The sequence below is a fragment of the Priestia abyssalis genome (genome assembly GCF_002019595.1).
Lineage (GTDB): Bacteria > Bacillota > Bacilli > Bacillales > Bacillaceae_H > Bacillus_BA > Bacillus_BA abyssalis.
This window is the reverse complement of sequence record NZ_KV917369.1, coordinates 1,508,113-1,531,952: the sequence shown is the minus strand read 5'-3', so window position 1 is coordinate 1,531,952 and position 23,840 is coordinate 1,508,113. Positions and strand designations below refer to the sequence as shown.

General features: G+C 41.6%; 26 protein-coding genes and 2 pseudogenes. 4 read left to right on the top strand and 24 right to left on the bottom strand.

The annotated features are described in order from the left end of the window. Positions 1-185 precede the first annotated feature (185 nt). From BK575_RS07110 to BK575_RS07050, 13 genes and pseudogenes are all read right to left on the bottom strand, one after another. Positions 186-914 carry a lysophospholipid acyltransferase family protein gene (locus BK575_RS07110; RefSeq protein WP_078409701.1) on the bottom strand — a complete coding sequence of 243 codons (729 nt, stop codon included), beginning with the start codon at positions 912-914 and terminating at the stop codon, positions 186-188. Positions 915-1,013: 99 nt separating this feature from the next. Further along, complete coding sequence (locus BK575_RS07105) at positions 1,014-1,499, bottom strand: dihydrofolate reductase (protein ID WP_078409699.1); 486 nt, start codon at positions 1,497-1,499, stop codon at positions 1,014-1,016. Then, positions 1,496-1,792: pseudogene (gene thyA / locus BK575_RS07100) on the bottom strand (thymidylate synthase); the annotation flags it as partial. The gene BK575_RS07105 and the pseudogene thyA (BK575_RS07100), both read right to left, overlap by 4 nt. Positions 1,793-2,112: 320 nt before the next feature. Next, positions 2,113-2,610, bottom strand: a pseudogene (gene thyA / locus BK575_RS07095) (thymidylate synthase); the annotation flags it as partial. Positions 2,611-2,844: 234 nt separating this feature from the next. Continuing rightward, on the bottom strand, positions 2,845-3,747 hold the full coding sequence (gene purU / locus BK575_RS07090; RefSeq protein ID WP_078409697.1) for a formyltetrahydrofolate deformylase: 903 nt from the start codon (positions 3,745-3,747) through the stop codon (positions 2,845-2,847). A 144-nt stretch (positions 3,748-3,891) separates the two neighbouring features. Beyond that, on the bottom strand, positions 3,892-4,461 hold the full coding sequence (gene cotJC / locus BK575_RS07085; protein WP_078409695.1) for a spore coat protein CotJC: 570 nt from the start codon (positions 4,459-4,461) through the stop codon (positions 3,892-3,894). Positions 4,462-4,479: 18 nt separating this feature from the next. Then, positions 4,480-4,740 carry a spore coat protein CotJB gene (locus BK575_RS07080; RefSeq protein WP_078409693.1) on the bottom strand — a complete coding sequence of 87 codons (261 nt, stop codon included), beginning with the start codon at positions 4,738-4,740 and terminating at the stop codon, positions 4,480-4,482. Further along, complete coding sequence (locus BK575_RS07075; RefSeq protein WP_078414682.1) at positions 4,737-4,952, bottom strand: spore coat associated protein CotJA; 216 nt, start codon at positions 4,950-4,952, stop codon at positions 4,737-4,739. The genes BK575_RS07080 and BK575_RS07075 overlap by 4 nt, the downstream gene beginning before the upstream one ends. A 277-nt stretch (positions 4,953-5,229) precedes the next feature. Next, positions 5,230-5,964, bottom strand: coding sequence for an anthrax toxin lethal factor-related metalloendopeptidase (locus tag BK575_RS07070; protein ID WP_078409691.1), 735 nt, complete (start codon positions 5,962-5,964; stop codon positions 5,230-5,232). A 257-nt stretch (positions 5,965-6,221) separates the two neighbouring features. Continuing rightward, positions 6,222-6,836 (bottom strand): YpjP family protein, encoded by a 615-nt coding sequence (locus BK575_RS07065; RefSeq protein ID WP_078409678.1) that lies wholly within the window; start codon positions 6,834-6,836, stop codon positions 6,222-6,224. Between the two features lie 528 nt (positions 6,837-7,364). Continuing rightward, complete coding sequence (locus BK575_RS07060) at positions 7,365-7,505, bottom strand: YuzL family protein (protein ID WP_078409676.1); 141 nt, start codon at positions 7,503-7,505, stop codon at positions 7,365-7,367. 65 nt (positions 7,506-7,570) lie between these two features. Then, positions 7,571-8,347 carry a class I SAM-dependent methyltransferase gene (locus tag BK575_RS07055; RefSeq protein WP_078409674.1) on the bottom strand — a complete coding sequence of 259 codons (777 nt, stop codon included), beginning with the start codon at positions 8,345-8,347 and terminating at the stop codon, positions 7,571-7,573. Positions 8,348-9,045: 698 nt separating this feature from the next. After that, a complete protein-coding gene (locus BK575_RS07050; protein WP_078409672.1) occupies positions 9,046-9,480 on the bottom strand; it encodes a BrxA/BrxB family bacilliredoxin in 435 nt (144 codons plus the stop codon). A 389-nt stretch (positions 9,481-9,869) separates the two neighbouring features. On the opposite strand from BK575_RS07050, the gene BK575_RS07045 reads away from it, so the two are divergent. After that, positions 9,870-10,718, top strand: coding sequence for a polysaccharide deacetylase family protein (locus BK575_RS07045; protein ID WP_139367981.1), 849 nt, complete (start codon positions 9,870-9,872; stop codon positions 10,716-10,718). Between the two features lie 151 nt (positions 10,719-10,869). Here BK575_RS07045 and BK575_RS07040 read toward each other — a convergent pair whose 3' ends face one another. The 5 genes from BK575_RS07040 to BK575_RS07020 all read right to left on the bottom strand — a co-directional run bounded on the left by BK575_RS07040 (position 10,870) and on the right by BK575_RS07020 (position 16,083). After that, a complete protein-coding gene (locus BK575_RS07040; protein ID WP_078409670.1) occupies positions 10,870-11,994 on the bottom strand; it encodes a conserved virulence factor C family protein in 1,125 nt (374 codons plus the stop codon). Positions 11,995-12,235: 241 nt separating this feature from the next. Further along, complete coding sequence (locus BK575_RS07035) at positions 12,236-14,131, bottom strand: ABC-F family ATP-binding cassette domain-containing protein (RefSeq protein ID WP_078409668.1); 1,896 nt, start codon at positions 14,129-14,131, stop codon at positions 12,236-12,238. Next, a complete protein-coding gene (locus BK575_RS07030; RefSeq protein WP_078409666.1) occupies positions 14,128-14,772 on the bottom strand; it encodes an HD domain-containing protein in 645 nt (214 codons plus the stop codon). The genes BK575_RS07035 and BK575_RS07030 overlap by 4 nt, the downstream gene beginning before the upstream one ends. 131 nt (positions 14,773-14,903) lie before the next feature. Beyond that, on the bottom strand, positions 14,904-15,380 hold the full coding sequence (locus tag BK575_RS07025; protein WP_078409664.1) for a glutathione peroxidase: 477 nt from the start codon (positions 15,378-15,380) through the stop codon (positions 14,904-14,906). 190 nt (positions 15,381-15,570) lie between these two features. Further along, on the bottom strand, positions 15,571-16,083 hold the full coding sequence (locus tag BK575_RS07020; protein ID WP_078409662.1) for a hypothetical protein: 513 nt from the start codon (positions 16,081-16,083) through the stop codon (positions 15,571-15,573). 187 nt (positions 16,084-16,270) lie between these two features. Between BK575_RS07020 and metA the strand changes: the two genes are divergently transcribed. Further along, a complete protein-coding gene (metA, locus tag BK575_RS07015; protein WP_078409660.1) occupies positions 16,271-17,179 on the top strand; it encodes a homoserine O-acetyltransferase MetA in 909 nt (302 codons plus the stop codon). Positions 17,180-17,357: 178 nt separating this feature from the next. Here metA and BK575_RS07010 read toward each other — a convergent pair whose 3' ends face one another. Then, positions 17,358-18,038 (bottom strand): class I SAM-dependent methyltransferase, encoded by a 681-nt coding sequence (locus tag BK575_RS07010; protein WP_078409658.1) that lies wholly within the window; start codon positions 18,036-18,038, stop codon positions 17,358-17,360. A 114-nt stretch (positions 18,039-18,152) separates the two neighbouring features. Here BK575_RS07010 and BK575_RS07005 point away from each other — a divergent pair, with 114 nt between their 5' ends. Together BK575_RS07005 and BK575_RS28390 are read left to right on the top strand one after the other, a co-directional pair. Beyond that, complete coding sequence (locus BK575_RS07005) at positions 18,153-18,392, top strand: DUF3892 domain-containing protein (protein WP_078409656.1); 240 nt, start codon at positions 18,153-18,155, stop codon at positions 18,390-18,392. 7 nt (positions 18,393-18,399) lie between these two features. Then, positions 18,400-18,555 carry a hypothetical protein gene (locus BK575_RS28390; RefSeq protein WP_162831925.1) on the top strand — a complete coding sequence of 52 codons (156 nt, stop codon included), beginning with the start codon at positions 18,400-18,402 and terminating at the stop codon, positions 18,553-18,555. A 222-nt stretch (positions 18,556-18,777) separates the two neighbouring features. On the opposite strand, the gene BK575_RS07000 is transcribed toward BK575_RS28390, so the two are convergent. The 5 genes from BK575_RS07000 to BK575_RS06980 all read right to left on the bottom strand — a co-directional run bounded on the left by BK575_RS07000 (position 18,778) and on the right by BK575_RS06980 (position 23,808). Then, positions 18,778-19,914, bottom strand: a complete 1,137-nt coding sequence (locus tag BK575_RS07000) for a site-2 protease family protein (RefSeq protein ID WP_078409654.1) — start codon at positions 19,912-19,914, stop codon at positions 18,778-18,780. A 127-nt stretch (positions 19,915-20,041) separates the two neighbouring features. Further along, positions 20,042-20,320: a YokU family protein gene (locus BK575_RS06995; protein WP_078414680.1), complete on the bottom strand. Its 279-nt coding sequence runs from the start codon at positions 20,318-20,320 to the stop codon at positions 20,042-20,044. A gap of 2 nt (positions 20,321-20,322) precedes the next feature. Beyond that, positions 20,323-21,732 carry a lysine 2,3-aminomutase gene (gene kamA / locus BK575_RS06990; RefSeq protein WP_078409652.1) on the bottom strand — a complete coding sequence of 470 codons (1,410 nt, stop codon included), beginning with the start codon at positions 21,730-21,732 and terminating at the stop codon, positions 20,323-20,325. An 88-nt stretch (positions 21,733-21,820) separates the two neighbouring features. After that, entirely contained in the window at positions 21,821-22,300 is a 480-nt protein-coding gene (locus BK575_RS06985) for a GNAT family N-acetyltransferase (RefSeq protein ID WP_078409650.1), read from the bottom strand. Then, on the bottom strand, positions 22,288-23,808 hold the full coding sequence (locus BK575_RS06980; RefSeq protein ID WP_078409637.1) for a M81 family metallopeptidase: 1,521 nt from the start codon (positions 23,806-23,808) through the stop codon (positions 22,288-22,290). Before BK575_RS06980 ends, BK575_RS06985 begins: the two co-directional genes overlap by 13 nt. Positions 23,809-23,840 lie beyond the last annotated feature (32 nt).

The window sequence follows — 23,840 nt, the reverse complement described above, 5'->3', positions numbered from 1 at the left end:
TATGATTTGTACATTATATCACGAAATAACATTCAATTAATTATTTTTTCTAATTTTTTAAACAATTATAAAGATATTTCAATCATTTTATCACTTGTTAGAGCGGGATAGAACTGTAGAATTAAGTAAAAAAAGAACGGCTCCATTAACATGAAACATCGTTTTTTGTTAATCGAGCTGTTCTTTTATTTAAGCGAGCTTTTCTCTAAATTCTGAATGATGGTTTCCCTGATAAAATGGGATAATTCTTTTCCATCCGTTTTTTCTTCTATATGTTTTACAAAAGGTTGGCCAACCATAACTTCTACATGGGCAGGCGTAAACCCAAACTTATTTTGTTCCATGATTTTATATGTACCATTAATCGTGACAGGAACAATCGGGACTTTCGCATCCAGTGCCATTCGCAAACCGCCAGCCTTAAATTCACCAACAGCTCCTCCCTTGCTTCTTGTTCCCTCTGGAAAAATGACAAGGGAATGTCCCTCTTTTAACGCTTTGGTACCCTCTTTAATGGATTGGACAGCCTGACGGCGATTGCTTCGATCAATGAAAATGCAATTCATGACTTCCATCCATTTTGGTACAAGCGGAATTTTCTTTACCTCTACTTTTGAAATAAACCCAAATGGCTTTTCAATTGAGCTCATCAGCACAGGAATATCAAAATTTCCTTGATGATTACTCACAAATAAAACCGGTCCCTCTGGCAAATTCTCTGCCCCTTTGACCGTCACGGTCGAACCGGTTAAGTTGACTAAATCTCGCGCCCACCGTTTCGGCACCTCATGGATTTTACGATCTCTTTCAGCTGTACTCATTGAACTCGGCAATGATTTGACTTTGCGTAAAGAAGGCAGACTGTATACTAAAAAACCGAAAAAATACATAAACCAATAAATAGAGCGTATCATGCCGTTCCTCCGAATTTCTTATATTCATCCCCAAACATGATCGGACATGAATAAGCAGCTATTCATGTCCGATACGTTCTTTGTCTCTATAAAAAGTGATTATTGCACCCGCTCATAGACAGTAAAAAAGTATGTGTAAGGGTTTTTCTCGTCTTTAATTCCTTCTGTCTTAGAAATCATGTTCCACTCACGCTCGTCCACGCTAGGAAAATACGCATCTCCCTCGAATTGTTCCTGAATTTCCGTCAAGTAAAGGCGATCCGCATGTGCCAATGTTTGCTCATATAAATGGGCTCCGCCGATAATAAATATTTCCTTTGAATCTTCATCCAAATGAAGAAGCTCCTCTATGGAATGGACAATAGATGCTCCCTCCACCTTGTAATCTTGCTGACTCGTCACAATGACATTCTCACGGCCGGGAAGAGGCTTGCCAATCGACTCGAACGTCTTCCTGCCCATGACGATGGCATGCCCCATTGTGATTTTTTTAAAATAGGCAAGATCTGCGGGCAAACGCCACGGCAAGTCATTATTTCTCCCAATTAAACGATTGTTATCCATCGCCGCAATCAATGAAATCATACGCTCACTTCTCCTTTAATGTGAGGATGTGCCTCATAATTGACGAGCTCAAAATCTTCAAACTTGAAATCAAAAATCGATTTCACGTCCGGGTTCATTTTCATTTGCGGCAACTCTTTTGGCTCGCGCGTCAATTGCAGTTTCACCTGTTCCACATGATTCGAGTAAATGTGCACATCGCCAAACGTATGAACAAACTCACCCGGCTCTAAATCACATACTTGTGCAATCATCATCGTTAATAACGCATATGATGCAATGTTGAATGGCACTCCTAAAAACACGTCAGCTGACATCATCTTCGATTAAGTTCGCTACACTTAACCCGCCTAACTTGGCTGCCCTATGTCACCATAGGGATGAGACTATATCACGATCTCTTTTAGAGACCCCTTGCATTTCGAATCCCCATCGCTTGGATTCTACTCCCATTATGGGATAGTCGTTCGGCATTTATTTATTCTTTGTATTAATGACTTTGTAAACTTCCGACTTATATTTCATTACATCACCTACAAAGAATAAAATTTAGCACGGGATTGTCTTTGAGAAAGAGTTTCCCCGTTTAGCAAGGTTTTCGATACAGATTTCTCTGTAAAGGCGCTCATTATTAACGCTGGTAAAGCTGACAAGAAAGTTTTCCATCTGCCACGTAAAACTGGAATAAACAGTGACATGGCGGCAATGCCATATTATCGACATCCGCTACATTCCATGCACTGACAATATGACGGCGGGAATCGGGATTGTTTTTAATCTGCTCAATCAAGTTGGACATCTGGTCAACATGGCCCCCATTCGCCGTCGGCCACGAGCGCCATTGGTATCCGTACACAGGGCCTAATTCGCCATTCTCATCAGCCCATTCGTTCCAAATCCGGACACCGTTATCCTGTAAGTATTTTACATTCGTATCTCCTTGCAAAAACCAAAGCAGCTCATGAATAATGCTTTTCAAATGGAGTTTTTTCGTCGTCACAACCGGAAAACCATCCTGTAAATTAAAGCGCATTTGATGACCGAATGTACTAATGGTCCCTGTTCCGGTCCGGTCTTCTTTCTTTGTTCCGTTCTCTAATACATGCTTGCATAACTCTAAGTACTGCTTCAACACACACACATCCTTTAATTAACGTTCTTTTCTATTTTAAACGAGATTACTTTTTTGGCATAGGGGGTGATTGTATATTTAAAACAGCTCATCCTTCCCGAGTGAGGGGAATATAGAACAATACCTTTTTCACCAAAATATAGTAGATATTTGTCCATATAATCAAGCTATATAAGTGAGGCAAATTGAAAAAAGCTCCTTAATAAATAGAAAAAAGACCTAAAAAGGCCTTTTTTAATTGAATACGATTGTCTTATTTTGATGAACGATGATTCGGTCTTCCAAATGCCATTTGACTGCTCTTGCCAATACGCTTCGTTCAATGGAACGGCCAATTTTCTTCAAGGATTCTACATCGTCACGATGGTTTACACGCTCAATCCCCTGCTCAATGATCGGTCCCTGGTCAAGCTCGTCCGTTACGTAATGTGATGTCGCTCCAATCAGCTTCACTCCGCGCTCATAGGCCCGCTCATAAGGTTTTGCTCCTACGAACGCCGGAAGGAACGAGTGATGAATATTAATGATGCGGCTTGGATGTGCAGCTACAAAGTTTGGCGTTAAAATTTGCATATAACGGGCCAGCACAATTAAATCGATTTTATAATCTTTTAACAACTGAAGCTGTTTAAGCTCCACCTCTTGGCGATTTTCTTTACTAGCCGGGATATAATGGAATGGAATGCCCAGCGATTCGACGACTTCACGTGAATCCTCATGATTACTGATTACTAGGGCAATATCTGTCATTAAATCCCCGCTTTGCCATTCCCAGAGCAGCTCCAGTAAACAATGAGGCTCCTTTGAAACAAAAATTGCTGTGCGCTTTACTTGATATCCATATGTGAAGTTCCATTGCATCTCGAATTTTTGAGCAATTTCTTGAAAATCGGCTTCCAACTTCTCTTCACGTTCTTTTAATTGTTCACATTCGAACTCCACCCGAATAAAAAATGTTCCGCCCTCAGGATTCGTAGAATATTGGTTTGATTCCACAATGTTGGCTTCATGTTCAAATAGAAATTGGGACACGGCAGCGACAATTCCCGGCTGGTCGGGACAGCTAATTAACAGACGGCCGCGGTTTTGGTAATTTTCTTGAAATGATTTGATTTTGTCTTGTATGAATGTGTTCATGAAGAAACTCCTCTTTTTTTCACTTAGTTTTCTGACTATTAAAATATTATAATCCATCCACTATCATTTTCAACCCTTCCTCTATACTTATAACAAAATAAGAGGATAAAGAAAAGACAGGATCCCTGCCTTTTCTTTATCCTCTCAAAAGATTTTTTTACGATCGCGTTCTTCTTTTAATATTTCGACCGCCTCACGGAAACGCTGTGAATGAATGACTTCTCTCTCCCTCAAAAACCGTAACCCATCATTTAAATCCGGATCATCAGACATATCGATAATCCATTGGTAAGTGGCCCTCGCTTTCTCTTCGGCCGCTATATCTTCATAAAGATCAGCAATCGGATCACCTTTTGCTTGAATATATGTAGCTGTAAATGGAACGCCGCCGGCATTTTGATAGAACAAGGCTGAATCATGATTGACATAGTGAGGTGCCAACCCCGCTTCTTTTAATTGTTCCGGTGTCGCATCTTTTGTGAGCTTGTAAATCATCGTTGCAATCATTTCAAGGTGAGCGAACTCCTCTGTTCCAATATCTGTAAGAAGACCCACTACTTTATCGGGAATCGTATAGCGCTGATTAAGATAGCGCAAGGCGGCGGCTAATTCGCCATCCGCTCCTCCGTATTGTTCAATTAAATATTTAGCGAGCGTCGGATTACATGTGCTTACCTTTACGGGATATTGAAGCTTCTTCTCATAAATCCACATAATATTCTCCCCTTCCTTCTATATTTGCCATGGCCATGGACTCGTTCCCCAGCTCCAATTAGCATCCGTATAACTGTTTCCATATTGCTGCAAAGGGCCAAATTTAGACTCGAAATCCCGCTTAAGCTGCATGCTCTGCTGTGCAAATTCATTAAATTGCTGCAAAGCCTGGTAATCATCAGGGTGCGTGTCTAAATAAAGAGTCAATTCCACCAGAACAAAATCAACAGCTTGAATTTCTTCTAAACGTTGATAATACTCATCAGGCAGCTGTTTCACACCTCATCCCTCCCTTTCCCTTTATACGGATTTTCGTAGAAATCATAAAAAGCGGGCCACAGCGTTCCTTTCATTAATGCCTCTTTCGGTGAAAACTGCTGTAAATTCGGAGGCTGGAATCCTATATAAAGCTGTGGAGGAGTCGAATAAAACTTGATTCCGATCGGTGGACATGGATCAAATCGACTGTGAAACGGTTTGTAAGCCTTCATTCGAGTAAACGTTTTTTTCTGTTTATCCGGCACGTGAAACACCCCTTTAAATAAAATAGACATTTATCCCGCATTAACGGGCAGCCAATCATGATGCAAAGCTTCACCAATCACAATGAAAATCAGATGTACAACCGTTTATTTTCATGGGAGTAAGACCTTGATTGACGGAAGATTCCTTTATATCACCTTATTCGTGGGAGGGTTGTCCACATACCAAAAAAGAGGGACCGAAAACGCTTGTGCATTTTCGGTCCCTCTTTTTTTCATATTTTATTCACATACGATGCAAAAGTTTTTTTGGCTGCTCCAGCACTTTTTGAAGAAAACGGTACGTATCAGGAGCCTTCTCTTTTAATTGATTTCTTGTTAGCTGACTCAAATAAAACATTGCGAACGTTTCAGCAAAGTATTCCTCTGGATACATCAGAAAGTAACCTTTGCCTGGAAAAAGCCTCTCTCTCTCATTTTGCCAGGCATTCAAAAAATCAGGGTGGGACCGGATTTCGTTTAATACGTATTTATCGATTGTATGAGCAGTCTCGTGAAGCTCCAAGTTTACCGAACCATGCCCTTTCCCTTTAGCACTGCTTCCAATTTTCACATAGACGATTTCTGACCCGCCTGCCCCCGGTACACCGTCCCATGTTGGTCCATTTTCGCTATACCCTCTCGGCTTGACACCTTTCAGGTGGGAGAAAGCGTATTGATCCGTCAACTTTCCAGTAAATAATTTAATGCGAAGCTGCTTTTCTGCCATAACCTTAAGAATAGACGGGTTGATTGCCGAAAGCGCTGTAACCATATTCATTGCTTCTTTCGCCTGAAATGCCTCTTTCGGCACATAGACAATTTCTCCCAATAAAGAAGCATTTTCACTTCGCTGAAACACAATTTCCCGAAAAATCGGACTTTCTTTTAAAGGAAATCCATCTTGTTCATACGAAGAGTACGTGACCGCAGGCAATAATAATAGAAGCAGCAATGAAAACAGCACGTATCTCTTTTTCATGATATACTTCCTCTCTTACTCTATCATTTTTATTATTGTATCATAGTAAATTAAAAGTAAGAGATTGTAATATTTAGAAAAAGAGGATGACTCAAAAGGACCAAAAAACAGCCCTTTTGAGTCATCCTCCTGAAAGGCCCCGTCATGAAAATCCATTAAAACCAGGGGATTTTGTGACGGGGCCTTTCGTAAACATCAGTTTTTATGATCGGTACGAAACTTATGGGACAGCTCCATGCTCCATTCTTTGTGGATCTTTAGTTCAGCCATTTTGGCGGTGTGTTTACATCCCAGTAAATGTTACCTAAAGGATAATGTTTTTGGAATTGATCCTCCCATGTATGATAATGGAAATTAAACCAATAACCGTCTTGGGGCGGATGATCTCGCCGTACATGAAAACGAAGCAAATCCTGGCCTGTTTCCTGGTTATAGACATGGAAAATCTTCTCGCCATATCCTCCTGCTGGCTTTTCACTAATCTGTAAATGGCGAAATTGTTCTTCTGGCCATTGGATGACTAAATCTGCAAGAACTCGTTCAATCTCTGGTAAAATGGCATCTTTAAATTCATCTTCTATGACCGGGGCAATTTTGGATCCGAATTTTTCCATTGACTGACGCTCCGCCTGTTCCATGGCAAAATGAACAAACGTCTCGGCGTCATAAACCGTTTCTTCCTGTCCATCCTCTTGTTCAGCTTCCAAGGCTTGTACAACGATAGGATGCGGATCATGTGGACGTATGTATCCTTCTTTTGATGATTTATCAGCTTTTACTTCATCAATGTATAAGTAACTGGGCGGCGTCACAAGCCCGAATGTACAAACCGTGATTAACGTAATTAACGTTTTTCGTAACCATTTTGGCATATGGTTTCATCCTTTCTAACCTATCTATCTTTGCCTCTATCATATTCTTATTTTCTTTAATGTTATATTAACACGCTTACATATTTTCAAGCCTTAAATTGATAAAATGTTCACAAACGTTCACAAATTTCTTTCCAGGTACAGCTGACACAAGATTTGCACTCTATCTCTCCCGTGCTATTCTGTTACGTCCCTTCTCTTTCATATTCCGAATTGCCTTTAAAAAAAAGAAGAAAAAAGCATATAAGGAAACTTGTTTTCTGCTTATATATATAGACGAGCTTAACGTAAAAAGGTTTCAAGCTTTTTTAAAATTTTAGAATAAAGACGACTTCTTTTGTGTACAGTTTAAATAGAAGAAAGACGGCCTGAAAGGAAGTGAATGAAAGCAGTGTCTACTGTTTATGTAGTTTCCAGTCTAGTATTGCTTATTTATTTCATTTTTTTAACCGTTACGGACTAGAAAAGCGGGATACATCATTTCTATACAAAAAACACTGCCGGTTTGGCAGTGTTCTTGTGCGCTCGTTATGCTTGATCTGTTTGAGGTTTTTTCATACGTGAAGAATCTTTCATGACAGCACCTGTTTCTGTAGTCGTTGTTCCTTGTCCCTGTACATTCGGTGCATTTAACTTTGATTTAGAATGATCTTTTTTCTGTCCAGCCATGTTGTCACCTCCGCTGTTAGCATTCCCTTCTCTTAGGAAAACTATGAAGGATAGCAATGGCCATATTAATCAAGTTCCATGACGCCAAAATGAAATTTAGCCGTTTTACGCCGATATACATTAAATCCGAATTGCTCAAAGCGCGGACTTTGCCAATGATCCTTTAAAACAATTCGTTTTTTGGCCACTCGCTTTGCTTCTTTTAAAACAGTCTCCGTTAACGTAGAATAAAGAGCCACTTGTCTTAATCCTTTAATTCCATTTGACTCTTCAATTTTTTCAGGGAACATCGGGTCAAAATAAACGACGTCAAAACTTTTATCCGGACAGCAGTATAAATACGTCTCATAATTCTGATTGACAATTTGAATGCGCTTCATCGCTTCATTCATTTCCGGTAAAGCCGTTTCCCATTCCAGCAGTCCTTGTTTTACAAGATACGCTAGAAAACGGTTTCCCTCAAGCCCGATGACTCTCCCCTCTTTTCCCGTTACAAGACTGGCAATAATACTGTCAGACGCCAAACCTAACGTACAATCGAGCATGCTCATACCGCTTGTTAATTCAGTTGCTTCTAAAAAGGGGTCTCCTTCTCCACTTACGATGCGTTTTGCACGGAACATCGCAGAGTTCGGGTGAAAGAACACAGGCTCCGTGCCGCCCTTTGCATGAATTTCCAATCGATTTTTCCCCACTACAAGAACGTCTGCTTCTACACGCTCCTGAATATCTTTAATAGCCTCTTTATTTCGCTCTATATAAGGTATATGCAATTCTTGAGCAACATTCCGTGCCTTTTCCATCATTTCTTTGTTCGTTCGTCCCGCTGTTGTGACAATCATATTTTCCCTCCTTAATGTCCGACCCTCACAGGTGTATGCGATGTAGAGGAAGTTACACAACGTTATGGTCAGACTTTCCGTCGCATAGAAAAAACCAGCACGGTGCTGAGTTTTTTTGACATGGTTTTATCATTTCCCGACAGAAAAATCCCACCTCAAGAAGTGTGCAGGGCGCAGCCCCATGAGTAGGTGGAAGATGAATGTCGGTAAGCGATAGCTTAAATCTTTGAATGAATCGAACAAACGTGCCATCTTATTTCTGTAGGTTGTTCTTTGAAAACTGAAGATATGAGGTTCTGGCAGGAAACGTCTTCCAGGTAAAATCTTCAACGTTCTAATCGCCTCCACATGCGCCCAAATGGCGAAAACCAAGCTAAAGTGGTGAGTCAACGTACAAGATATGAAAAGCTTTCACCGTAGGGACTACGGGCAGAGCCTGCTCCATAACTGGTAGATACACTTGTGTTCGCAGGAATCCCCCACTTCAAGCGTTAGCTAAGTGAGAGGTAGTTCAATTTCCAGTACTAAAGTATACTGTTTTCCTTGTAAAAAGTCCATGAACAGTATGTGACGTTCTTTTATGTAACTATTTTTTCTCTTTACCTTTCTGTTCTTCCATCTTGAATAGACCCGCAAAGGTAAAGACGTTGGCAGGGGCGTTCTTTGCCCCTGCCAACGTCTTTATGTGGATTCATATATTAGCAATGTTGATCGAATGCCGTCATAATGTTTTCAAAAATGGTTTCAATCGGCTGTCCTTCGATATCGTGTCGAGGAATGAAATGAACAACTTCTTTCCCTTTCAATAAAGCCATTGATGGTGAAGATGGCTCTATTCCTGTGAAATACTCACGCATTTTAGCTGTTGCCTCTTTATCTTGACCAGCGAAAACTGTCACGATATGATCCGGCTTTTTTTCTGTATGCAAAACAGCATGTGTCGCTGATGGACGAGCTAACCCAGCCGCACAGCCGCATACGGAGTTCACAACGACAAATGTAGTACCTTCTACACTTTCCATGAATTCTTCCACTTCTTCAGCCGTTGTTAACTCTTTAAATCCACCGCGTGTTAATTCCTCACGCATCGGCTTAACTAATTGACGCATGTATTCTTCATATGCCATTGACATAATCTGCATTCCTCCTATTTCCTTTGACGGTAAAAGCATACTACAAATCCATAAAATAATGCAACGATCTACTACTGTTTTCGAACCCTTTTCTAAATCGATCTATATATAGTCCATTCGACTCAAATCAACAGAAACAAACATATTTTGTCAAATCTCACTAGGATTATAGTAGAAAATATACTATGATTTGAGTATAAAAGGTTGTTCAAAAAGTCCGGGAAAAATGACCGTCGAATTTCGGCGTCAGCTTGTCTCTCCGCTACTCACGTATTAACAGCATACGCTCCGTTGCTCCAGACGGCGCTTCCTTGAACTTCTCGGTCCTTTTTGTCCTCCTTTTTGAACACATATTATAAGATATTTAACATTAGAGAGGATTTTTTCCAATGAAACGGGTCATTAGACCAAAAAAGCCTTTTTATGCAGTCTTAGGAACTATGATTTTAGTGACATTTTTTATTTTGTCTCCCAATAGCAGAAACGGAAACTCAAAAGAACAATTGTTTATCCACGCTTCTTCTTTGCCGCTGAAACAGATGTCTGAAGTCGAACAACTAAAAAAAGAGATTAATAGTATGCGGCAACAGACGTTTTTGTCTATTACTTTAGATGCTCATGAACACTATATTCAAAAACCCGTTTATCTTACATTCGATGACGGTCCCACAAAGGATACACCTTATATTTTAGATATCTTAAAACAATTCAATGTAAAAGCAACTTTCTTTATGCTGGACGGTCAGATGAAACGGTTTCCTGACATCACGAAACGTGTCGTAGAAGAAGGACATGCCGTCGGCTGTCACGGTGTTTCACATGATATTCGTAAAATATATGCCCATGATAGATCCGCTTTACAGGAAATGCAGCAGTGCAGCGAAACATTAAAGGCCTTTACAAATGTAGACAGCTCGCTTATCCGTGTTCCTTTCGGGAGTGTACCTTATTTAAAAGAACCGCATCGATCTCAATTGAAACAGGCTCGCTTTCAACTATGGGACTGGAACGTGGACAGTGAAGATTGGAACTCAAAAACCCCCGCTCAAGTCATTCATAATGTCTTGCCTGCGTTGAATCGTTTAGAACGCGAAGGAAGAACACCCATTATCCTATTTCATGATAAAGAAGTCACAGTTCACTCGTTAAACGAGATTCTGACGTTCACTCAACAATCCGGCTACCAGCCTATTCTCATCTCAGAAGCCATGCGGCCAATGGAATTTCGTGTCCGTTGAGGAAAACCCAAAAGGCGAAAATCAGTCCTTTTGGGTTTTCCTCATGGAAGGCCCCCTTGAAAATCCAGCAAATCAAAGATTTTGTTACGGGGCCTTCCACTAAAAATTAGTTGTGTTAATCTATTATAGCCTTATGGATCAGCTTCTTCTTTTACTTTCTTGACTCCGTCATCTGTTTCCACACGGAACCTTTCGCTTCTTCTCCGCCTTCAATTCTCGCAATTGCCATTTTAACTTGCAGGCTCACTTCAAACTCAGAATCATGTTCTGCTTCTTTTAAAGCAGGTAAAGCGGTCTTATCTCCGACTTCATATAAATACATTGCTGCTCGCCATCTGACTAGTTTGTTTTTATCCTTCAACGCTTCACACATCTCTGGAATTGCTTCCTCATACCCCAAATCCGACAGGCAATCACCAGCGGTACGGCGAACCGTTACCGATTTGTCTTTTAGGGCTTTATATAAATAAGGAAGGACCTCTTTCGTTTCCAGCATCCCTAAATAAACGGTAGCTAATCGTCTGATTGAAGCTTTTTCGTCATGAAGGGCTTTTTCCAATACCGGTAAGTCGTTAACCGCCGGATTCATTTGTTCTAAATGGGCATATCGCTTTGACCAATCCTCTTCGTCTAACATCTCCGGCGTTACATCATATGATTGACGGGGCTGAATGTTTTTTTCGCCTTCTTTTTCCTGTTTCGCTGCGTTCACAAGCCGATCCAAACGATCTTGCGGATACGCAGCAGCAAGTTCATCGACTACTTCCTGGCCAATATCTTTTAAGTCGCCGTAACGCACGCCTTGCTCTTTCCACTTACGCTCTAATACTACATTATCGGACAAGGCTTGCATCTCGACGATCGCTTTTTTAAAACGCTCTGGCAGTCCGAACCGCTCCTCCGTTAAATCATCGGTCAATTTTACCTGCATCGGAATGTTTTTGAACATTTGCACAAACACCTTCACTTCACCAAAATGATCGTTCACTGTGTTTGGCTCGCCGTTCGTTTCAGAAAGTTCTTCTCCGAATGTGGAGCGTACTTGCGGTAAAATTTGTTTCCAGTCATATTTGGCATTGCGCTCTACCGCTAAAAAATCAGCGACGTGGTAAACGCCTTTTACGCCTTCAATCTTTAAAATATCTTGAATGACGGGAGGAGCTCCCTCGGCGTTTTTTTCATTATAATTGTTGCTTTTACCGCCGGATAATTCTTCGTCTAAATTAATTTTCATTGTATTTGGACTCGGAGTCGGCTCAATGGATTTAATTTTCATGCTGACGTCTCCTTTTCTCTTATGATTAATAAATTGTAGCATATATCAAAATTTCAAGTCTAACACGGTGATTAAAGAAAAGCGCAAACACCCTGTCCAGCCCCTTCATACGCTACAAGCTGGAACTGAACATCTCTGCATTTAAAACCTTGCCTATTAAAAAAGGATGTCCGCTCACAACAAAAGCATGTTGATTTCGGACATCCGTAAAACACGAAAGATAGGGATGTTAACTTATGGATCAGCTCTGCATTTCTTCCACAATTTCAGACAATTCTGCCCAGCGATCCATCATTTTGTTCAATTCTTCATTCGTTTGTTCTTGTTCAAGCGTTAAGTTATGCGCTTTTTCATAGTTGCTTCCCGATGCTTCGATATCGGCAGCAATTTGTTCGAGCTTTTCCTCCAGCGCCGCGATTTTGTCTTCGATTTCATCCCACTCACGCTGCTCATTATAAGACAATTTTCGTTTTTTCGGCTTGTCTGCCTGCTGTGGTTTCTCTTCCTTCACTTTTGGCATCGCTTCGGTTTTTGCCTGCTTTTGAAGCCTATCTTCCAAATAATCGGTATAGGCGCCAAAATACGTCGAGACCGCGCCATTCCCCTCAAACACCAACAAATAATCCGCTACTTTATCCAAAAAGTACCGATCATGTGAAACCGTCAATACAACACCCGGAAATTCCTCCAAATAATCTTCCAATACCGTTAACGTCTGCGTATCCAGATCATTCGTCGGCTCATCCAGTAAAAGAACGTTCGGCGCCGTCATCAACAATTTCAATAGATAGAGACGTCGTTTTTCTCCCCCTGACAGTTTACGAAGCGGTGTCCCATGTGTATGAGACGGAAACAGAAAACGTTCAAGCATTTGTGAGGCCGACAACGTTTTCCCATCTGTTGTATGAATGACTTCCGCCGATTCTTTAATGTAGTCAATCATGCGCTGGTTCAAATTCATGTCATCATTTTCTTGTGTGTAGTACGCGATTTTAACCGTCTGCCCTGTCTCGACCTCCCCGCTGTCCGGATGGATGCGGCCTGCAATCATGTTCAACAGGGTTGATTTTCCGCTGCCATTGGAGCCGACAATCCCAATACGGTCACTTTTTTTCACGATATGGGTAAAGTCTCTTAAAATGACCTTCTCATCATAAGATTTATATACTTCTTTAAACTCGAACACTTGCTTTCCTAATCGGCTTCCTGCCAGACTCATATCTAACTTTTCAGATTGGGATTTATCAAGCTTCGTTTCTAATTGTTCAAAGCGCTGAATTCTCGCTTTTTGCTTTGTGGTTCGCGCCTTGGCTCCGCGGCGGATCCATGCGAGTTCATTTCGGTATAAGTTGTGCAGCTTCGATTGGGTCGCTTGCTCTTGCTCCTCCCGGATTGCTTTCGCTTCCAAAAAAGCACCATAATTCCCTGTATAACTGTACAATGTTCCTTTATCCAGCTCGAAAATGCGATTGGTCACCGCGTCCAAGAAATAACGGTCATGCGTCACAAGAAGAAGCGCTCCTTGATAGCGTGCCAGATATTCCTCCAGCCATTTGACCGTTTCATAATCAAGGTGGTTCGTCGGTTCATCCAAAATGAGCAAATCCGGTGTTTCAATTAATACTTGGGCAAGTGCTACCCTCTTTTTCTGACCGCCGGATAGCTCCCCCATCTTTTGGCGCATGTTCGTAATGCCAAGCTTTGTTAAAACCGCCTGGGCACTTGAATTGGTTTCCCATGCATTCATAACATCCATTTTTTGCTGGAGTTTATATAATCTCTCTTGATATTCTTCATTTACAGAATCTTGTTCCAGATCATATAAAGCAAACTCATAATCTTTTAATAACCTGAGCAGAGGGGTGTCCCCGCTGAATACTTGCTCGATCACCGCAAGATTTTCATCGAATTCCGGCTGTTGTGACAAGTAGCTGACGTGATAATCTTTTGAATGAGTTATGTCACCCGAATCGGCAAATTCCAATCCCGCGATGATTTTTAAGAGAGTAGTTTTACCGGTTCCGTTCACCCCGATTAAACCGGCGCGTTCCTGGTCCGAAATCGTAAACGTAATATTTTGAAAAAGCTCTTTTTCACCGTATGTTTTCGTCACGTTTTCTACCGTTAACATCTTCATTGCCAACCATTCCATTCTTTCATAAATTGTTGTAAAAAATGCTCCATGTATTCATGGCGTTCTCCCGCCAGTCGCTTAGCTGTATTCGTATTCATCAAGTCCTTAAGCTTCAATAGCTTTTCATAAAAATGATGAACCGCCGTACTTTTCCCCTGTCGGTATTCTTGTTCGGTCATCGTTTCCCGTACTGATACATCTTTGTCATACATTAAATGCCCTTTTGCACCGGCATACATGAATGTGCGAGCAATTCCAATTGCCCCAATTGCATCGAGACGATCCGCATCTTGAACGATTTTCCCTTCGAGTGTACTCATTGGAAGGCGGTTTCCTCCTTTAAAAGACATTGTCGAAATAATATGTATGACTTGTTCTGTCACTCTAAAAGCGATTCCTTGTGCGTTCAGCCATTCCTCCAGCTCCTGATAGGCGGCTTCCACGTCCTCGACCACTTTATCGTCTACTACATCATGAAGCAAAGCTGCGAGTTCAATGATAAGGGAATCTCCGCCTTCTTGCCTCGCTATATAAAGGGCATTATCCCGCACTCTTCGTATATGTTCCCAGTCATGGCCGCTATGATCATGAGCAAGTTTCTCTTTTACCCATTTTTCCGTTTGCCATATGATTTCATGATTCATGCTCAAACCTCATTCTCTTTTTAAAGTTCAACGTTATTGTATCATGAAAGAATCATTTATTGGAGACATAGCGGATAATGGTTTGGCCGCTGGCAGCCAGCAATTTAAAAAGAGACAGGACTCTGTCTCTTTTAAATCAATGCTTCAATTTCCTTTTCCAGGTCAGCCGGTGAAGTCTGGGGAGCAAAACGTTTTACGACTTCTCCCTCTTTATCCACTAAAAACTTCGTGAAATTCCATTTGATTCCTTTTGACCCAAGGAGACCCGGAGCTTCGCTTGCTAAATGTGTAAATAACGGATCCGCATGGTCGCCCTTGACATCTACTTTGGCAAACATCGGGAAGGTCACCCCATAGTTCAGCTCACAAAAAGATTCAATTTCTTGCTCGGAACCCGGCTCTTGCCCTCCAAATTGATTGCAAGGAAAGCCCAATATTTCCACGCCCCGGTCTTTATACTTTTCATACAATTCTTGAAGACCTTTATATTGCGGCGTGAATCCGCACTTGCTTGCCGTATTGACCATGACGAGTACTTTTCCTCTATATTGCTCCAGAGACACTTCTTCTCCTTTAATCGTCTTAACAGAATATGAATAGACGCTCATCTTTTCTTGCTCCTTCCATGAGCAAACATACCGAAAAACATCCGCCCGGCTGCATACTTGCTCCTTTTCCTCTATTGTAAATGGCTTTGACGAAAAAGCAAAAAAGAACGCTCTTAGGCGTCACTTATCTGTATTCATTCTTTTATTCCATATTAACAGACATTAAGATCCACACAGATAGAAGTTTCCTTTATCCATGTCCATGATTAAATTTCTGAATCGTCTCCAACATATAATCAACCATTTCAATGATGTCATCTACTTGGTCTTCATAAATATAGCGGTTAAACTTAATCTTCATTTCATTTTTATACTCATTTGTTCCGATAAGATGACTGACTCGCTGTTCAATCATTCTATCTGCTCCCCAAATGGCCCTCAGTTGTTTCTCATAATTCGCATATTGTATGTCGGTAAACTTACTCATTTGCGATAAAACAAAATCAATTTCAATTAAACACCCCGGTTTTACTTGTTTGTTTCCGGATAATTCAGCATGGATATGATCGATATGGGTTGTTAATAGTAAGGAAGCCACTATCGCACTCGTTTGTTGAAAAGAAATGCGGTATACACGAGAAAAGCGCGCAAGATCGACGTAATCTTCACGATTTACGACCGACACATGCCCCTCTAAATCAAGGTCATACACTTCCCCTTCAATCACTACTTTTAAATTATCAAACACAATGGGATCAAACATTTTTATCGTTCCTTTTCCTTTTCTTCTATGTATGAAGCATAATCAAACAGCTAATCATTTGCAAATTCTTCAATCGGCACATCAAAAAAGAATCAATTTTCCAAATAAACATGATTGCTTAATTTTCTGTATATTTTTATAATGGATATATTATTTTACACGCTACGTATAGAAGGAGGTTTTTCTAGTGCCCATTAATATCCCGCGCGAACTGCCTGCCAAAACCATTTTAGAAAATGAGCGGATTTTCGTCATGGATGATCTTCGAGCCGTTTCTCAAGATATCCGTCCATTGAATATTGTGATTCTTAACTTAATGCCTGAAAAAGAAAAAACGGAAACACAATTGCTGAGATTACTAGGAAACTCGCCTCTTCAGGTGAATATTACATTGTTATATCCAGCAACACATGAAACAAAAACGACAAGTCAAATCCATCTTGATCAGTTTTACAAAACCTTCAATGAGATTAGACATCGCAAGTATGACGGCATGATCATTACAGGCGCACCTGTCGAACAGCTGCCTTTTGAACATGTCGACTATTGGCCCGAGCTATCCGAAATCATGGATTGGTCAAAAACGAATGTGACCTCTACTTTACATATTTGCTGGGGAGCACAGGCCGGCCTGTACCATCATTTCGGAATTGAAAAATATGATTTACCCGAAAAATGTTCCGGAGTTTTTCGCCATCACTTGCTTGATGAACCGATTAAACTGTTGCGCGGATTGGATGATCAGTTTTGCTCTCCTCATTCACGTCATACGGATATCCATAAGGAAGCAATCGAACAGCATCCTGACTTGATGCTGCTGTCACATTCCGATGAAGCGGGTGTATACCTTGTCATGTCAAAAGATGAGAGGTTCATCTTCATTACAGGACATCCGGAGTATGATGCTGAAACATTGCAGCAAGAGTATATCCGCGATATCCAAAGAGGCATGGATGCGCAGGCACCTGTACATTATTTTCCTGAAAATGACCCCAACAATAAGCCAATCAAAACATGGCGCTCCCATGCGTACTTATTGTTTATGAACTGGTTGAACTATTACGTTTATCAAGAAACTCCTTACGTTTGGGAGTGAGAGGACCGCTGCAATCCCGCAACAAATTCTTCACCCTAAAAAACCTTTAAACACCGAAGCCTTACTGCCCGATAGAACGAGATAAAAATGCGACCACACCTCATCTATCAAGGTGTGGTCTTTTTTGTTTATATAGTTTGTCCATGTAATTCAAAGAATAAAAACCATTAAATGAAACTTATTTCTTTTGCAGCATAAACACCCACATGAACGTCAATGATTGCTGCAGTTCTTTTGGCAAACTCCCCAGCAGCTTCTCATTGACTCCACGTTTATAAACGCCGTGGCCATCCCTAACTGTCCATCCGTTTTCCATTGCCAGCTGCTCAAACTCCCACGGCATCATCGTGTTCATGATGACCTTTTCTGCATAAAGACGGCGGTAGCTGTTCACACGAGGATGTGCAGTGGGACCTAATATGCCCACACAGGCATGTCCTTTATCTTTTACGATTCGCTTTAATTCATTCAAAGCATCAATCGGTTTTTCCGTCCATTCCAATGAGTTGATGGCCATGACCGCATCTGCGGACTTTTCTTCTAACGGAAGGTTCGTCAAATCTCCTTGTACAAACGTTAAGGAATCTAGATCAGTTCTTGCCTTCGCCTTTTCAATCATCTCATTCGATAAATCGACGCCTGTGACACGATAACCTTTCTTTGCCAATAAATAAGACCCGAGGCCGTCGCCGCATCCTGCATCCACAATAAAACTTCCTTTTTCTATGTATGGTTCCAAAAACGGAATAATTGTTTTTCTGCTTCCTTCTATCCACATTTCCTCGCTGTTTTTATTCCAAAAGCCCGCTCGGTCATCCCATTGTTTCCTTGCTTCTTCATGCCACTCGAAATTGCTCATTGTCTATCTCTCCTTTCCATGTAGTGTATTCGCCTCAGTCCCTCTAAATCCTTTTCATGCATAATTTAAGGCGGAGAATCTCAACCTAACGTTGAAAAGGAGGGATCACTCTTTATGGATACAAAAGAAACATTTATTGCCGTTCGAAAAAATGCTGACGGTGATTTGAAGGAATTTAAAACATCATCAGGACGCATTTTAACGTACGAAGAAGCTCTCCAGCAAGTACAGTCGGGAATGATTGAAGGTGTCAATACGTTTACCGGCAAAGACGGTGAAACGTATATTCGCAGCAATCCTGACAGTGATCGCTCAAACAATTTAGATTCTTTGCCAACCTTCGAAGAGGAGTGAGTTCATCATGACGAAAAAATATAACCGCGGAAGCCAGAATCAAAGCAACCCGAAATTACAGCATCAACTAGTAGAGATGGGTGCGGAAATCACAAGCGGGGACAACAGCAAGGGCAACAAGCACAACAAAGATCAAAACGATAAAACTGAACTAAGAGGGTGACGAAAAGGTTTAAAAAACCTTTTCGTCACCCTCCTGAAGGACCCGTCATCACGATCCAATAAAATGAAGGATTTTCAGTGACGGGTCCTTTCAGAAAAAAATGTTGTTGCATATTCAAGGCATAGGGAACAGCCATTTGAAAAGATTGCCACTAAGATGTAAGAAAGCGGCAAAGTATCTTTATGATTCATTTCCATTGTAAAGAAGAAAAAATATGGACCGTCAACTGATGAATGGGCCTATTTCACTCATAATATTGGTACCGAACAGATAAAATCCTCCCAATACAACGAGCAGTAATAAGTAGGCAGCCAAACCGAGCCATTTTTCTTTTGTCGTTGTTAAATAATATGTTTTTAGCTTTTCAACTTTTTTCTCTCTCTCTTCAATCTCTTTTTGGATATGGCTTAGCTCTTCATAATCTTTATCCCATTCGTCCTCGTTCTCCAATACACGGACCAATCGCTGATACTGTTCTTTCTGGAACTGCAAAAGCGCTTTTTCTTTTTTCTTGTCATCCTGGAGGAAAGGAAAATAAAAGGATTTCGTCTCTTCAGATTTGAGTAGAACCTGCTTTCCTTTTAATCGATAAGCAGTTGCCATTCGTTCTTTGTATTCGCTCCACTCGGCAGAACGAATCGGTTCATATACACTTTTATTCTCTTCCATCGATCCATAAACCGATTGCGCCTCTTCCAAAATGGACAGCTCTCCTTTTGTGACGGAAAGTTCATAGTTTTCCCGTACGCGCTGCCACCATGTAATAAGCCCGATGATAAAAATCAATACCAAAATCGCGCTCGGATCGATAATCATGAGCGGAATCAAAGCAAGAAGTCCAACAAACCATATTTTCGTAGACAACACGGTGACAATCCGGCCTCCATCAAGCGGAGAAACAGGGAGAAGGTTAAACAAGTTCAACAATGCCCCCAATCCGACGACCATTCCCCAAAAAGGATCGTGTGTCCATAAATACAGGGGGACCGCAGGCAAAAAGGACAATAAACCAAACAGCGGCCCTCCATACGCAATGTACGCTTCATCTTTTGCATTTTTCGGCAATTCCTTCATGCCAATTACCGCTCCCATGAACGGAATAAATACAGCTGGAGAAGTTGCGATGCCTTTTCTCTTCGCCGCAACCAAGTGACCCATCTCATGAACGAATAAAAGATAAATGAGGGCTATCCCGAATTTCCAACCGTAAAGCATGGCATATGCACCAAAAGATATGAGCATCGAAACTAAAGTTGATAGCTTCGCAAACTTAAAGAGTGCAAGAACCCACTTCAGCTTGCTCGCCAATAATAGCAAAAGCGCGATAATTCCCGCAGTATTCTTTTTTAACACAGTCATATTCTATGCTTCCTTTCTATGTATTTCTTGATTACTTTACGAACGAACGGGCTGGAAAGTTTCATAAAAAAAGCTGGGATTGAAGGTGCACCATACACTCTTCAATCCCAGCTTCCTTCATTTTCGCTTACGTTGAAAAATCAAAATAGTTACGCTTCAATAAACGCGGCGCAGCCATAAGGGCTTCATGCGTCACACTTTTTCCGAGCTTTGTTGTATCGATTAAAAACAGCTGGTCCTCAATTTCTTTGACCGTTTCATCCGTTTGATACGTCATTCCGCATTCCAAACAATGAATGGATGGTGTGTCCTGAATTTCAATCGCTTTCGTTCCGTCCGGAAGCTCCCAATAAACCGTGCTGCTCGTTTCACGCGCCGTATCAGATTCGCACCATTGACAAGTCACCATTATTCCTCCTTCGCTCCTGCTGTTTCGTACTTACTCATTTGCGCCTGGAATTTTTTCTCTTTTAATTCATCGCGTTTGTCGCGCTTATCCTTTAAAGAGCTGTGCTCCGGATTTTGAGTATATGTTTTACGGCGATCTAAACGCTTCAAGCCTTCCGGAGTAAGATTGAATTTCGTATCGTCGATAATAGAAAGGACACCATTGCTTTCAAATTTTTCAAATACTTCTGGATACACCTTTTTGTAGTAGTCTTCCGCGCTGCCCGGCTGATAATTTTGCGGCTCCGGATAAGAGGTAATCACACCTTCAAAGTTACGCAGTACAACCTTATTTGCACTTTGAGAAATGATGTAGTTAGGTTGTAACGGAATTTTACCGCCCCCTCCAGGCGCATCGACAATGAACGTCGGCACAGCGTAGCCGGATGTGTGACCGCGAAGTCCTTCCATGATTTCCAATCCTTTGCTGATTGGTGCGCGGAAATGGCCAATTCCTTCCGATAAATCACATTGGTAAATGTAATATGGACGAACGCGAATTTTGACAAGATCATGCATAAGCTGTTTCATGATTGGTACACTGTCATTGATACCCGCTAAAATAACCGCCTGGTTACCGACCGGTACACCCGCATTTGCCAGCATTTCACATGCGCGTTTTGATTCTTCGGTAATTTCGATGGATGTATTGAAATGCGTATTCAACCAAACTGGATGGTACTTTTTCAAGATGTTACAAAGGTTTTCGGTAATACGCTGCGGGAACACGACAGGTGCTCTCGTACCGATGCGGATAATTTCCACATGCGGAATTTCACGCAAGTTCTTTAAGATATATTCTAAAATATTGTCATTAATAAGGAGACCGTCTCCTCCAGAAATTAAGACGTCGCGAATTTGCGGGTTAGAAGCGATGTAGTTGATCGCCGTGTCCAGTTGTTTTTTCGGTACACCCATTCCGATTTGACCGGAGAATCGTCTTCTTGTACAGTAACGGCAATACATTGAACATTGGTTTGTCACCAGGAACAACACGCGGTCTGGATAACGATGTGTTAAGCCAGGTACCGGAGAATCTTCATCTTCATGAAGCGGATCCTCTAAATCGTATCGCGTTTTGTGCAGTTCTTGTGAAATCGGTACGGACTGCATGCGAACCGGACATCTTGGATCGTCCGCATCCATTAGCCATGCATAATACGGCGTGATGTTTAATGGGATTGTTTTTGTGGAAATTTTAACGCCTTCTTCTTCCTCCGGTGTTAAATTGACGACTTGCTTTAACTCTTCCAAGCTTTTGATGGTATTCGTCAATTGCCAAACCCAGTCATTCCACTGCTCTTCCGTTACGTCCTTCCAAAGCTCGAACTCTTTCCAATGTCTTTTTGGTTTGTATAAATTGTTTCTCATTACATACCCCTCCAAAATGTTTTTATTTTTTGATTGACCGTTTTAAATCTTTTCTCCCCTTATTGAATATCCTCTATAAAACAACTCATTATGAAATAGAGTACTCCATATAATAGCGATCTTCTCCCTGGCCAAACTCATTGACTCTTGTCTCTTTCACTGCAAATCCAGCTTTTTCATATAACTTGACTGCGGCAGTATTTTTTGTGCTGACTGTCAAACAAACTTTCTTAAATCCGTCTTTCTTTAAAATGGGAAAGATTTCATCGAGAAATAATTTTCCAATTCCCTTTCCTTGCTGGTCTGAGCGGACATAATAGCCGAAAATATAGGCTTTGTGAATATCATGGTAATCTCTCATTAATTCACAAATAGCGATTGGCCTTGGATCATTTTGCTGCCGATATTGAATGATTTTTCCATACCGGACCAACGGAACAAGTGTCTGCTCATCAATCGCTCCTAACCCTGGAAACGCGTCTTTTTCAAGTTCCATCATCATTTTTTGCTGTTCTGGGCTCAATGAGGTCGGCACTTCGACATAATAGGATTTGTTCACTGTTTCCATTTTTCTTTCCTCCTCTGTTTTACCTTGTAGTCAATGTCATCTAACGGCCATATCGGTGTTGGAATGTAACGATATGTAAACGTCGTTAAACGATTCGACGCCACACCGGGCGCATCCACATAAATGATGCGTCCGACAATCGGTTCAAAGGCTGCCCGAAAATGGTTTTTTGCCTTGAGTCCAAGAATTCTTTTCGTCGACGGCTCAAGACCGATGTGACGGAACATTTCCGGATCATTAGCTGACATCGGCCTCCCGATAAGCAAAACATCCATTTCGCCGACACGAATATGTGCCGCTCCTTTTAAATCAACCCTCAAATGCTGATTGAACGGTCCTGAATTGTGAAATACACCGTCTGACAGGGCCACAACCGTCGCTTCGACACAAACCGGCTCCCCAAACTCAGGCGATATTTTTCCCCCAAGGGCCAGTGAAACCTTATTTCCGGCTCCCGCCTGGCGGCAAACCTCAATCGATTCCGGATCGTAAAGCCCCCCAAACAGCGAGTTCGGAATGTTTATCCTCACCATTTCCCGCAGCAGTTCTGTCGTATCCCCGCTGCCGCAGCTTAACGGATTATCCGAGATGTCGGCAAGCACGACTGGCTTGTCATCTGCAATCGACATCGCCAAATTCAGGCCTTCTCTTACATCCGGCAAATCCATGATAAATTCTTCTCTTACATTCCAAAACAAGGATGCCATCTTTCGGGCTGTTTCTTCTCCTTTTTGCGAGTCGAGCGCAATCACAAGTACACTCGCTCCAACCATCGGAATATCCGAGTATGGAAACCCGCCGAAGACGGACACATTACAGATGCCCTCTTCTTGTTCAGCTTGTTTCGCCCACTCTATCATTTTATGCATCGGTCCTTCTGCCGTTCTCATGTTGATCGAAGGCGGCATCATCGGCAATTTTTCAAAAGAAGCGTAATACTTTACCCCCTCTTTTAATTGCTTCAATAAAGCGGCCGCGGCGTGAACGCCTTGCTCATACATATCAACATGCGGATATGTTTTAAATCCAAAATGAAGCGGTGTGTAATCAATCATTTTTTCACTTAAATTCGCGTGCATATCTAGAGTGGTTGCAATCGGGACATCTGGACCGATGAGCCCGCGAATTTTTCCCAGCAAATGCTCTTCAGGATCAAAGAGGTGCTCGACGACCATCGCTCCATGAAGGGCGAGCAATAAACCATCCAGCCTTCCTGCCTCCCGAATGGATTGCAGCATTTGTTCTTCTATGATGGTATATGCCTCCGTAGATACGACACCCGATGGAATGGCAGCGGCACAAAGAAGCGGTACGATTTCGACATCCTCTTCTTGCCTCAGCACATCCAAAAACCCACCCACTTCCGTTTTCGTTCCTGTATAGGCATCATAAATCTCATCGCCTATGAAATAGCCTTCATTTCGGAACTGTTCGATTTCCGTTTTCATCGGACTGAAACTGTGGGATTCATGGTAAAAGAATGCTATACCGATACGATAACTCTTCATGCGATCACCCCTTGTGGCTGTTCAAAAAGGAC

Excerpts from the sequence above, each read along its gene's own strand:
- BK575_RS07105 (WP_078409699.1), bottom strand. The coding sequence starts at position 1,499 with ATGATTTCATTGATTGCGGCGATGGATAACAATCGTTTAATTGGGAGA.
- BK575_RS07045 (WP_139367981.1), top strand. The coding sequence starts at position 9,870 with ATGAAACGGGTCATTAGACCAAAAAAGCCTTTTTATGCAGTCTTAGGA.
- BK575_RS07110 (WP_078409701.1), bottom strand. The coding sequence starts at position 914 with ATGATACGCTCTATTTATTGGTTTATGTATTTTTTCGGTTTTTTAGTA.
- kamA (WP_078409652.1), bottom strand. The coding sequence starts at position 21,732 with ATGAGAAACAATTTATACAAACCAAAAAGACATTGGAAAGAGTTCGAG.
- BK575_RS06980 (WP_078409637.1), bottom strand. The coding sequence starts at position 23,808 with ATGAAGAGTTATCGTATCGGTATAGCATTCTTTTACCATGAATCCCAC.
- BK575_RS07065 (WP_078409678.1), bottom strand. The coding sequence starts at position 6,836 with ATGCCAAAATGGTTACGAAAAACGTTAATTACGTTAATCACGGTTTGT.
- BK575_RS07005 (WP_078409656.1), top strand. The coding sequence starts at position 18,153 with ATGGATACAAAAGAAACATTTATTGCCGTTCGAAAAAATGCTGACGGT.
- BK575_RS28390 (WP_162831925.1), top strand. The coding sequence starts at position 18,400 with ATGACGAAAAAATATAACCGCGGAAGCCAGAATCAAAGCAACCCGAAA.
- BK575_RS07035 (WP_078409668.1), bottom strand. The coding sequence starts at position 14,131 with ATGAAGATGTTAACGGTAGAAAACGTGACGAAAACATACGGTGAAAAA.
- BK575_RS07020 (WP_078409662.1), bottom strand. The coding sequence starts at position 16,083 with ATGTTTGATCCCATTGTGTTTGATAATTTAAAAGTAGTGATTGAAGGG.
- BK575_RS06985 (WP_078409650.1), bottom strand. The coding sequence starts at position 22,300 with ATGGAAACAGTGAACAAATCCTATTATGTCGAAGTGCCGACCTCATTG.
- BK575_RS07030 (WP_078409666.1), bottom strand. The coding sequence starts at position 14,772 with ATGAATCATGAAATCATATGGCAAACGGAAAAATGGGTAAAAGAGAAA.
- BK575_RS07070 (WP_078409691.1), bottom strand. The coding sequence starts at position 5,964 with ATGAAAAAGAGATACGTGCTGTTTTCATTGCTGCTTCTATTATTATTG.
- purU (WP_078409697.1), bottom strand. The coding sequence starts at position 3,747 with ATGAACACATTCATACAAGACAAAATCAAATCATTTCAAGAAAATTAC.
- BK575_RS07025 (WP_078409664.1), bottom strand. The coding sequence starts at position 15,380 with ATGAGCGTCTATTCATATTCTGTTAAGACGATTAAAGGAGAAGAAGTG.
- cotJC (WP_078409695.1), bottom strand. The coding sequence starts at position 4,461 with ATGTGGATTTATGAGAAGAAGCTTCAATATCCCGTAAAGGTAAGCACA.
- BK575_RS07040 (WP_078409670.1), bottom strand. The coding sequence starts at position 11,994 with ATGAAAATTAAATCCATTGAGCCGACTCCGAGTCCAAATACAATGAAA.
- BK575_RS07000 (WP_078409654.1), bottom strand. The coding sequence starts at position 19,914 with ATGACTGTGTTAAAAAAGAATACTGCGGGAATTATCGCGCTTTTGCTA.
- BK575_RS07050 (WP_078409672.1), bottom strand. The coding sequence starts at position 9,480 with ATGTCAATGGCATATGAAGAATACATGCGTCAATTAGTTAAGCCGATG.
- BK575_RS07060 (WP_078409676.1), bottom strand. The coding sequence starts at position 7,505 with ATGGCTGGACAGAAAAAAGATCATTCTAAATCAAAGTTAAATGCACCG.
- BK575_RS07075 (WP_078414682.1), bottom strand. The coding sequence starts at position 4,952 with ATGAAGGCTTACAAACCGTTTCACAGTCGATTTGATCCATGTCCACCG.
- BK575_RS07055 (WP_078409674.1), bottom strand. The coding sequence starts at position 8,347 with ATGATTGTCACAACAGCGGGACGAACGAACAAAGAAATGATGGAAAAG.
- BK575_RS07010 (WP_078409658.1), bottom strand. The coding sequence starts at position 18,038 with ATGAGCAATTTCGAGTGGCATGAAGAAGCAAGGAAACAATGGGATGAC.